Here is a 7,278-nt window from a genome sequence, read left to right as displayed (position 1 = left end):
ACAGCGCGGGCGGCCAGCGCCTGACGCTCGCGCCCATCCGCTTCGGTCCGGGACCCGGCGGATCGACCGCCGTCAGAACGGTGGCGCTGCTCGACGGGTCGTTCCCCAATGGCCGGGTGAGAGCGCTCCGGCTGCCGATCGATGGGCGCCTCGGCCCTGGCGGCGCATTCGCCGTGGGCACCGGCTGCGCCGTCGTCAGCTTCCAGGCCTTTCAAATGAGCAGCCTACAGCTCGGTCCGACACGGCTCCCGGTGTGCCCGATAGGCCCGGCGATCGTGTACAAGCGCGACGGCGGCCCGGTGACCGCCAGCGCGCGTATTAGCGGACCGGTGCTGAATGGCCGCCTCGGCAGCTCGCCGTTCCACCTCGCGGCATCGAGCGGACAGATCACGGGCAAGCAGTTCGCGTTCAACAGTTTGGCGCTGCGGCTCGGCAAGTCCGCATCGCCGCTCGTGTTCGACGCCTCGCGGCTCACCGGCAGCTTCGCCGGCTCGACTCTGAACGGCAATTTCAGCGGCGCCAAGGCGACGATCGGCGCGGTTCCGCTGCTCATCGGCGATGCGGGCGGGAAATGGAGCTACCGCGGAAGTACGCTCAGCGTGGACGGCGGGCTCACCCTCTCCGATCGCGCTTCGGACCCGCGCTTCTACCCGCTGCGCAGCGGCGACGTTCACATGACGATCGGGGACGACATGGTCCGCGCCAACGGCTCGCTCCATGAACCTGAGACAGGCACGCTCGTCACAAACGTCGATCTCGAGCACCGGCTGTCGACCGGCGCCGGTCACGCGCTGCTCGACGTGCCGGGCCTGACCTTCGGCCCGAACTTCCAGCCGGAGGAGCTGACCCGGCTCACCGAGGGCGTCGTCGCGCTGGTCAACGGAACGGTCACGGGTCAGGGGCGGATCAACTGGAGCTCGGGCGGCGAGGTCACGTCGACCGGCGATTTTTCGACCGCGAACATGGACCTCGCCGCGCCGTTCGGCCCGGTCACCGGCCTCAGCACCAACATCCATTTCACCAACCTGCTGGAGATGACGACCGCGCCCGGCCAGCTCGCGACCGTCAAGTCGATCAACGCCGGCATCGTCGTCGAGAACGGCGCGATCCGCTACCAGCTGCTGCCCAACAATTTAGTGAAGGTCGAGCGCGGCGAATGGCCGTTCATGGGCGGCCGCCTGATTCTTCACGAGACGGTGCTCAACTTCGGAAGCCCGAGCGCCAAGCGGCTGACGTTCGAGCTGCAAGGTTTCAATGCGAAGATGTTCGTCGATAGCCTCGGCTTTCAAGGGATCGAGATCACCGGAACGTTCGACGGGGTGCTGCCGATGATCTTCGACGAGAGCGGCGGGCGGATCGTCGGCGGCCGGCTCGACTCGCGTCCACCCGGAGGCGAGCTCAGATACAGCGGGACGAAGCCGGAGGGGCTCGCCACCGGCATCGTGTTCGACCTGCTCAGCAACATCAAATACAAATCGATGGTCGTGCGGCTGAACGGCGACCTTGCCGGCGAGTTCGCAACCGCCATGACGATCGACGGCGTTTCGCTCGGCGAGACCCACGGCTTCGTCGCCGGGCTGGTCCACAAGGTCTTCTCGCAGATTCCGATCCGGCTGAACCTCAACATCAACGGGCCGTTCCGAGCGCTGATCCAGATGGCCAAGGCGTTCAAGGACCCGACGCAGGTGATCGCGCCGGTGATGCCGTTCCCGATCGATTCGCCGGCGCTCAAGGTCGAAGTGAGCACCACCAAGAACGAGGAGCAGACCACCGAGCCAGCCGCCCCGACACAACCGCCAATCCAGCCACCACCACCCGGAGGAACCCAGTGAGAAATGCATGGACAAGAGCCGCGCAGCTGGCGGTCGGCGTCGCCGCCGCGTTGCCGCTGACCGGCTGCATCACGGTCAAGGCGCCCGAGAAGCCGATCGACATCAATCTCAACGTGAACATCAGCCAGCAGGTCGTGGTCCGGCTCCAGCCCGACGTGCAGCAGATGATCCAGCAGAACCCGGAAGCCTTCCCGCCGGCTCCGACGAGGCCATGAAGCGGCTCCTTGTCCTGATCGCCGCGTGCGCCCTTGGCGCTGTTCCCGCTGCCGCCCAATCCCCGGTCCTGACTCAGGCGATCCAGGGCGGGCAGGTCGGCGAGCGCTACGACGGCTACATGGCCGCGGCCGGCAGCGTCTCCGCGGAGGTGCAGCGCCAGGTCTCGGCGATCAACATCCGTCGTCGCAACCTCTACATCGGCCTCGCCTCGCGGCGTAATGTGACGCCCGAGGTGGTGGGACTGGCTACGGCGTGCCAGCTCTTCTCTGAACTCGCGGCGGGCGAGGCCTACATGCTGAACGACCGGGTGTGGCGCCGGCACGCCGCAGGCCAGCCGGTGCCGCTGCCCGATTACTGCCGCTGAGCTTCAAACGTACCGCGGTAACCGGGCTCGATCGACTCCACCATCGTCGGCGTGACCGGGAGGGAAATGACGTATGCGCCTTCGGCGTAGCTTCCCGCCACATAGGGGTCCGCGATGATCCGCAGGCTGTCGAACGCATAATTAAAATCGCTGTCCACCGGCACGATCGTCAGATCCTTGCGCGCGGGGCAGCTCGTCGCGGTGCTGACCTCGCGGCGGAGGCGCTCGGCTACGAGCTTGCGGCAATAGCTCGGTTCGATCTGCTTCCAGAGTAGAGCCGCACCCCCGAACAGTTGGTCGATGTCGATTTCAGCGTCGCGCTTTTCATCCCAGAGCAGCGCCGACGACACGTGGTTCGGATGCGCGCCGCCGGTGAAAAAGTCGGTGTGTGAGGTGAGCGAAAGGAGGGGGTAGGCATTGCCGGCTACCGTCCAGTCCCGCCAGAAGTCGTGGCGGTGGAAAGGAAAGTGCTGTTCCGCGCTTGCGCGTGCGCCGGCGCGCGCTTCTTCGAGCGCATGGGCAAGGCTGTCGGCCTGATCACCACGGATTTTCGCCAGAAGCGCCGGATAGGTACCGACCACTGTCGGGAAGCTGTAGCGGTAATCGAGGACATCGCTTTCTCCGAGGGCGGTGTATGGCTTCGGCTTGTCGATCTGGCGGGCGACGGCGGTCGCCGGCAGGAGGAGTAGAAGCGCCGCGAGCGGTTTGTGTGAGGTCTTCACGGCGCGATCGCTACAGCCGTTCGCCGCGGTTGACTATCCAGACGCCGGTTCATAAAGGGGCCGCGCCTTGGCGGTGCCGCTTTCCGCCATGTTCCTCGTCCTTGCCTGGCCCCATGAGTTTCTCGGCGGGGGCGACGCACAGGAGAGAGACATGGCCGAGGACGGCAGCGACGAGGTCCCGAAGCTTCCACCAGACGCACGGCTCGAATCGCTCGATGAGCGGCTCGACCGTTTGCAGCAGGAGGAAGACAAGCGGAACCGGCGGCGGATGCCCGATTCGAGCTATCGGGCAGGCCAGGCGGTGCTGAGCAACCTCGTCGGTGCTCCCGCGGGCGGGTTCATCATTGGTTTCGTGCTCGACAAGATGCTCGGCACGAAGCCGTGGCTGATGTTGGCGATGCTGTTCGCAGGGTTCGCGGTCGGCGTCTGGAACGTCTTTCGGATTGCAAACAACCCGTCGGGCCGAAGGCCCGACGCTTGAGGAATAGGGATTAGGACGCGTGGCTGCCGAAGCCAAAATCGACCCGATGCACCAGTTCGTGATCGAGCCGATCTTCGGTTCGTTCCACGAGAGCAACCCGTTCGTCTTCACCAACAGCGCGCTGTGGATGCTGATCGTCCTTGGGACGATCTACGTCTTCATGATGGGCGGGATGAGGCGCCAGCTGGTCCCCGGCCGATGGCAGGTGATGGTCGAGGGGCTGATCGGCTTCGTCGACGACATGGTCCAGGCGAGCATCGGCCCCGAAGGCAAGAAGTATCTCCCGTGGGTGTTCACCGCCTTCGTTTTCCTGTTGTTCGCCAACCTGATGGGCAACATGCCCTTTGCCGCCGCCGGCGTTCATCCGTTCACCGTCACCAGCCAGTTCACGATCACCGGCGTGATGTCGCTGATCAGCTTCGCGATCGTGCTCGGGGTCGGCTTCTGGAAGCATGGGCTGCACTTCTTCTCGCTGTTCGCTCCGCCGGGGGTGCACTGGATCGGCAAGGTGCTGCTGTTCCCGATCGAGTTCATCTCGTTCCTGGTGCGGCCGTTCAGCCTCGGCCTGAGGCCGTTCATCGCGATGTTCGCCGGACACATCCTGGTCGACATCTTCGGCAACTTCATCGTCCAGGGCTTCAACGCCTCGGGCGGCGGGATCTTCGTTTCGATCCTCGCCTTCCTGTTCGTCGCGTTCATCAACATCCTGGAGCTGCTGGTCGCGGCGATCCAGGCCTATGTGTTCGCGATCCTCACCGCGCTCTACATCAACGACGCGGTCAACCTTCACTAACCACCAGTTTCACACAAGGAGTTCACATCATGGATCTCGCTTCTGCCAAGGTCATCGGGGCCGGTCTCGCGGCGATCGGCGTCGGTGCCGCTTCGATCGGCGTCGGCTACGTGTTCGGCTCGTTCCTCCAGAGCTCGCTGCGCAACCCCGCCGCGGCCGACAGCCAGCAGGGCCGTCTGTTCATCGGCTTCGCTGCCGCCGAGCTTCTCGGCCTGATGGCGTTCGCCGTCGCGATGATCATCCTGTACGCGATCTAAGGATCGTTCAGGCCCGCCATGCCTCAGCTGTCGCAGCTTGCCGAAGTCTTCCCGTCCCAGCTCCTGTGGCTGGCGATCGGGCTTGGCTTCATCTTCTTCGTGATCGCCCGGGGCATGGTCCCGAAGATCCAGGCGACCGTGGACGCGCGCGAGCAACGCATCTCGGGCGATCTCGAGGCTGCGCAGCAGGCGCGGGCGGCTGCCGATGAGACCGAGGCAGCGTGGCGCGCGCGGATGGATTCGGCACGCGCCGACGCCGCACGCATCGCCCAGGAAGCCAAGGCCGAGAGCTCGCGCGAAACCGAGGCGCGGGTCAAAGAGGCAGCCGACAAGATCAACCTCAAAGTCGAATCGGCCGAAGGACAGATTCGCGACGCTATCGCGGCTGCCCGCGCGGAGATCGAATCGGTTGCGGCGGAAGCCACGCAGGAAATGGTCCGGACACTCGCGGGAATCGCCGTGGATAAGAAGGACGCCACTTCCGCGGTGAAGGCGGAGCTCAATGTCTGAGCTGATCATCCAGGCGGAGGTCCACCAGCCAGCCGCCCCCGAGCACGCGGAGCCGACCTATCTCGGGCTCAATCCCGCCGGCTGGGTCGCGGTGGCGATGCTCGTCGTGTTCGCGCTGCTCATTTGGAAGAAGGTGCCGGGCGCGATCGGCCGCGCGCTCGATTCGAAGATCGCGCTGATCCGCGACCAGCTCGCCGAGGCGGAGGCGCTTCGAAAGGAAGCCGAGGCGCTGAGGGCCGAATATGAGCAGAAGGCGGCATCGATCGACAAGGACCGCGAGGCCTTGCTCGAGCGTGCGCGGGTTGAGGCCGGCCAGATCGTCGCCAAGGCGAAGACGGATGCCGAGGCGCTGATCGAGCGCCGTTCGCGTATGGCTGAGGACAAGATCGCGGCCGCGGAGCGTTCCGCGGTCGAGCAGCTCCGCTCGGCTGCAGCGGATGCTGCGGCGAAGGCCGCAGCCAAGATCATTGCCGAACGCCACGATGCGACGACCGACGCGAAGCTCGTCGATCAGGCGATCGAGGAGATCGCTGCGCGCTGACCTGTACTCCGGCTTCCGCCGGGTACAGTTACTACTGCTGGTGCTGGCCGCCCGGCTCGCTGACGCCTTCGAGCGCTTCCGACGCGCAATCGTCGTCTGCTTCGCGGCTGAGGTCGCCGAGGCTGACGATCCCGCATAGCCGTTCCTGATCGTCGATCACCGGCAGGCGGCGCACCTGCGCCTCGCTCATCTTGCTGGCGATGTCCTCGACCTCGTCGGTATCGCGCGCGCAGATGACGTCGCCGGTCATCAGCTCGCGCACCGGCGTGTCGGGGCCGTATCCCTTGGCGACTCCACGCACCGCTATGTCGCGATCTGTGATCATTCCGATGAGCCGATCGCCATCGGTAACCGGGATCGAACCTGCGTCGGCGCTGAGCATGAAGGACGCGGCATCCTGCACACGCTGGTCGGGACGCACCGTCTGGACGTCGCGCGTCATCACTTCGCTGACTTTCATCGTCGCTCTCCTTTGGGAAATCCGTGGGTAGAACGAACGGCCGGAGAGCGCCGTTCCTCGCCTTAAGGCACGTTTTCCGTCAGCAGGTCGTAAGTCGCGACCATCTCGTCACGCTGGTTGAAGATATCCACGGCCCAGCGCACCACACCGGTCTCTTCGCTCTTCAGCGACTTCGAGCGGACGGTCAGTTCGACCCGCATCGAATCCCCGGGATAGAGAGGCGTCAGGAAGCGCAGATTTTCGAGCCCGGTGTTGGCCAGCACAGGCCCCGGATCGGGATCGACGAACAGTCCGGCGGCGAAGCTCAGGATCAGGTAGCCATGCGCCACGCGGCCCTCGAAGATGGGCGAGGCTTTCGCGGCCTCGTCGTCCATGTGCGCGTAGAACTTGTCGCCGGTGAACTCGGCAAAATGCTCGATGTCCTCGAGCGTCACGGTCCGGCTGCCCGTCTTCCATGTATCGCCGATTCGGAGCTCGCCCATCCGCAGGCGGAAAGGATGCACGTCGATGACGTGCTTGGGCCCGCCGGGGACATATTGTTCGGTGATGGCCGCGATCATTGCCGGCGTGGACTGAATCGCGGTGCGCTGCATGTAATGTTTCACCCCGCGCACCCCGCCCATCTCCTCGCTGCCGCCGGCACGCCCCGGGCCGCCATGGACCAGTACCGGCAGCGGCGAGCCGTGGCCGGTGCTCTCGGCGGCATTGTCGCGGTTCAGCACCAGCATCCGGCCGTGATAGGCCGCGGCGCCCTGGACGAAGTCGCGCGCCGCGTGGGGCGAGTGGCTGAACATCGACAGCACGAGGCTGCCGCGGCCGCGGTTGGCGAGCGCGATCGCATCGGCGATGTCCTTGTAGGGCATGATGGTCGAGACCGGCCCGAACGGCTCGCAATCGTGGACCGCGGCGGTGCGCCACGGATCGTCGGTCCGCAGGAGAACCGGCGGCAGAAACGCGCCGCCCGCGATCGGCGGCTCGGCATCGGGGTCTTGTTGTCTCTTGAGCGGGGGCAAGACGAGGGAGGCGCGGAACAGTGCATGCGGGAGGGGCGAATTCGTCCGTTGAACTAGCCGGGGCGCCGGTTTCGGCACCATTGGACGCC

The 7,278-nt window shown here is 65.6% G+C and carries 11 protein-coding genes; 8 read left to right on the top strand and 3 right to left on the bottom strand.

What is annotated here, in order from left to right:
• The 3 genes from GH737_RS11845 to GH737_RS11835 form a co-directional block, all read left to right on the top strand.
• Window positions 1-1,832, top strand: a 1,832-nt coding sequence (locus GH737_RS11845) for an intermembrane phospholipid transport protein YdbH family protein (protein ID WP_196233133.1), incomplete at its 5' end; no start/stop codon positions are given.
• Complete coding sequence (locus GH737_RS11840; protein ID WP_230558787.1) at window positions 1,829-2,047, top strand: YnbE family lipoprotein; 219 nt, start codon at window positions 1,829-1,831, stop codon at window positions 2,045-2,047. The genes GH737_RS11845 and GH737_RS11840, both read left to right, overlap by 4 nt.
• Window positions 2,044-2,412 carry a YdbL family probable chaperone protein gene (locus tag GH737_RS11835; RefSeq protein WP_155265013.1) on the top strand — a complete coding sequence of 123 codons (369 nt, stop codon included), beginning with the start codon at window positions 2,044-2,046 and terminating at the stop codon, window positions 2,410-2,412. The genes GH737_RS11840 and GH737_RS11835 overlap by 4 nt, the downstream gene beginning before the upstream one ends.
• On the opposite strand, the gene GH737_RS11830 is transcribed toward GH737_RS11835, so the two are convergent.
• The gene (locus GH737_RS11830) at window positions 2,400-3,134 is read right to left on the bottom strand and encodes a DUF4163 domain-containing protein (protein WP_155265012.1); all 735 of its coding nucleotides are present in this window, start codon (window positions 3,132-3,134) and stop codon (window positions 2,400-2,402) included. The genes GH737_RS11835 and GH737_RS11830 overlap by 13 nt on opposite strands.
• A gap of 73 nt (window positions 3,135-3,207) precedes the next feature.
• On the opposite strand from GH737_RS11830, the gene GH737_RS11825 reads away from it, so the two are divergent.
• The 5 genes from GH737_RS11825 to GH737_RS11805 are packed head-to-tail and all read left to right on the top strand — an operon-like array spanning window position 3,208 to window position 5,716.
• A complete protein-coding gene (locus GH737_RS11825) occupies window positions 3,208-3,615 on the top strand; it encodes an AtpZ/AtpI family protein (RefSeq protein ID WP_230558788.1) in 408 nt (135 codons plus the stop codon).
• A 19-nt stretch (window positions 3,616-3,634) separates the two neighbouring features.
• Entirely contained in the window at window positions 3,635-4,408 is a 774-nt protein-coding gene (locus GH737_RS11820) for a F0F1 ATP synthase subunit A (RefSeq protein ID WP_155265011.1), read from the top strand.
• Window positions 4,409-4,437: 29 nt separating this feature from the next.
• Window positions 4,438-4,665 carry a F0F1 ATP synthase subunit C gene (locus tag GH737_RS11815; protein WP_155265010.1) on the top strand — a complete coding sequence of 76 codons (228 nt, stop codon included), beginning with the start codon at window positions 4,438-4,440 and terminating at the stop codon, window positions 4,663-4,665.
• A gap of 18 nt (window positions 4,666-4,683) precedes the next feature.
• On the top strand, window positions 4,684-5,175 hold the full coding sequence (locus GH737_RS11810) for a F0F1 ATP synthase subunit B family protein (protein ID WP_155265009.1): 492 nt from the start codon (window positions 4,684-4,686) through the stop codon (window positions 5,173-5,175).
• A complete protein-coding gene (locus tag GH737_RS11805) occupies window positions 5,168-5,716 on the top strand; it encodes a F0F1 ATP synthase subunit B family protein (RefSeq protein WP_155265008.1) in 549 nt (182 codons plus the stop codon). Before GH737_RS11810 ends, GH737_RS11805 begins: the two co-directional genes overlap by 8 nt.
• Before the next feature lie 31 nt (window positions 5,717-5,747).
• On the opposite strand, the gene GH737_RS11800 is transcribed toward GH737_RS11805, so the two are convergent.
• The gene (locus GH737_RS11800; protein ID WP_155265007.1) at window positions 5,748-6,176 is read right to left on the bottom strand and encodes a CBS domain-containing protein; all 429 of its coding nucleotides are present in this window, start codon (window positions 6,174-6,176) and stop codon (window positions 5,748-5,750) included.
• A gap of 62 nt (window positions 6,177-6,238) precedes the next feature.
• A complete protein-coding gene (locus GH737_RS11795; RefSeq protein WP_230558786.1) occupies window positions 6,239-7,189 on the bottom strand; it encodes an aldehyde dehydrogenase family protein in 951 nt (316 codons plus the stop codon).
• Between the last annotated feature and the right edge of the window lie 89 nt (window positions 7,190-7,278).

It is taken from the genome of Sphingomonas segetis, assembly GCF_009720245.1.
GTDB lineage: Bacteria > Pseudomonadota > Alphaproteobacteria > Sphingomonadales > Sphingomonadaceae > Sphingomicrobium > Sphingomicrobium segetis.
The sequence above is the reverse complement of the archived record's forward strand: the minus strand, read 5'-3'. Positions and strand labels throughout refer to the sequence as shown.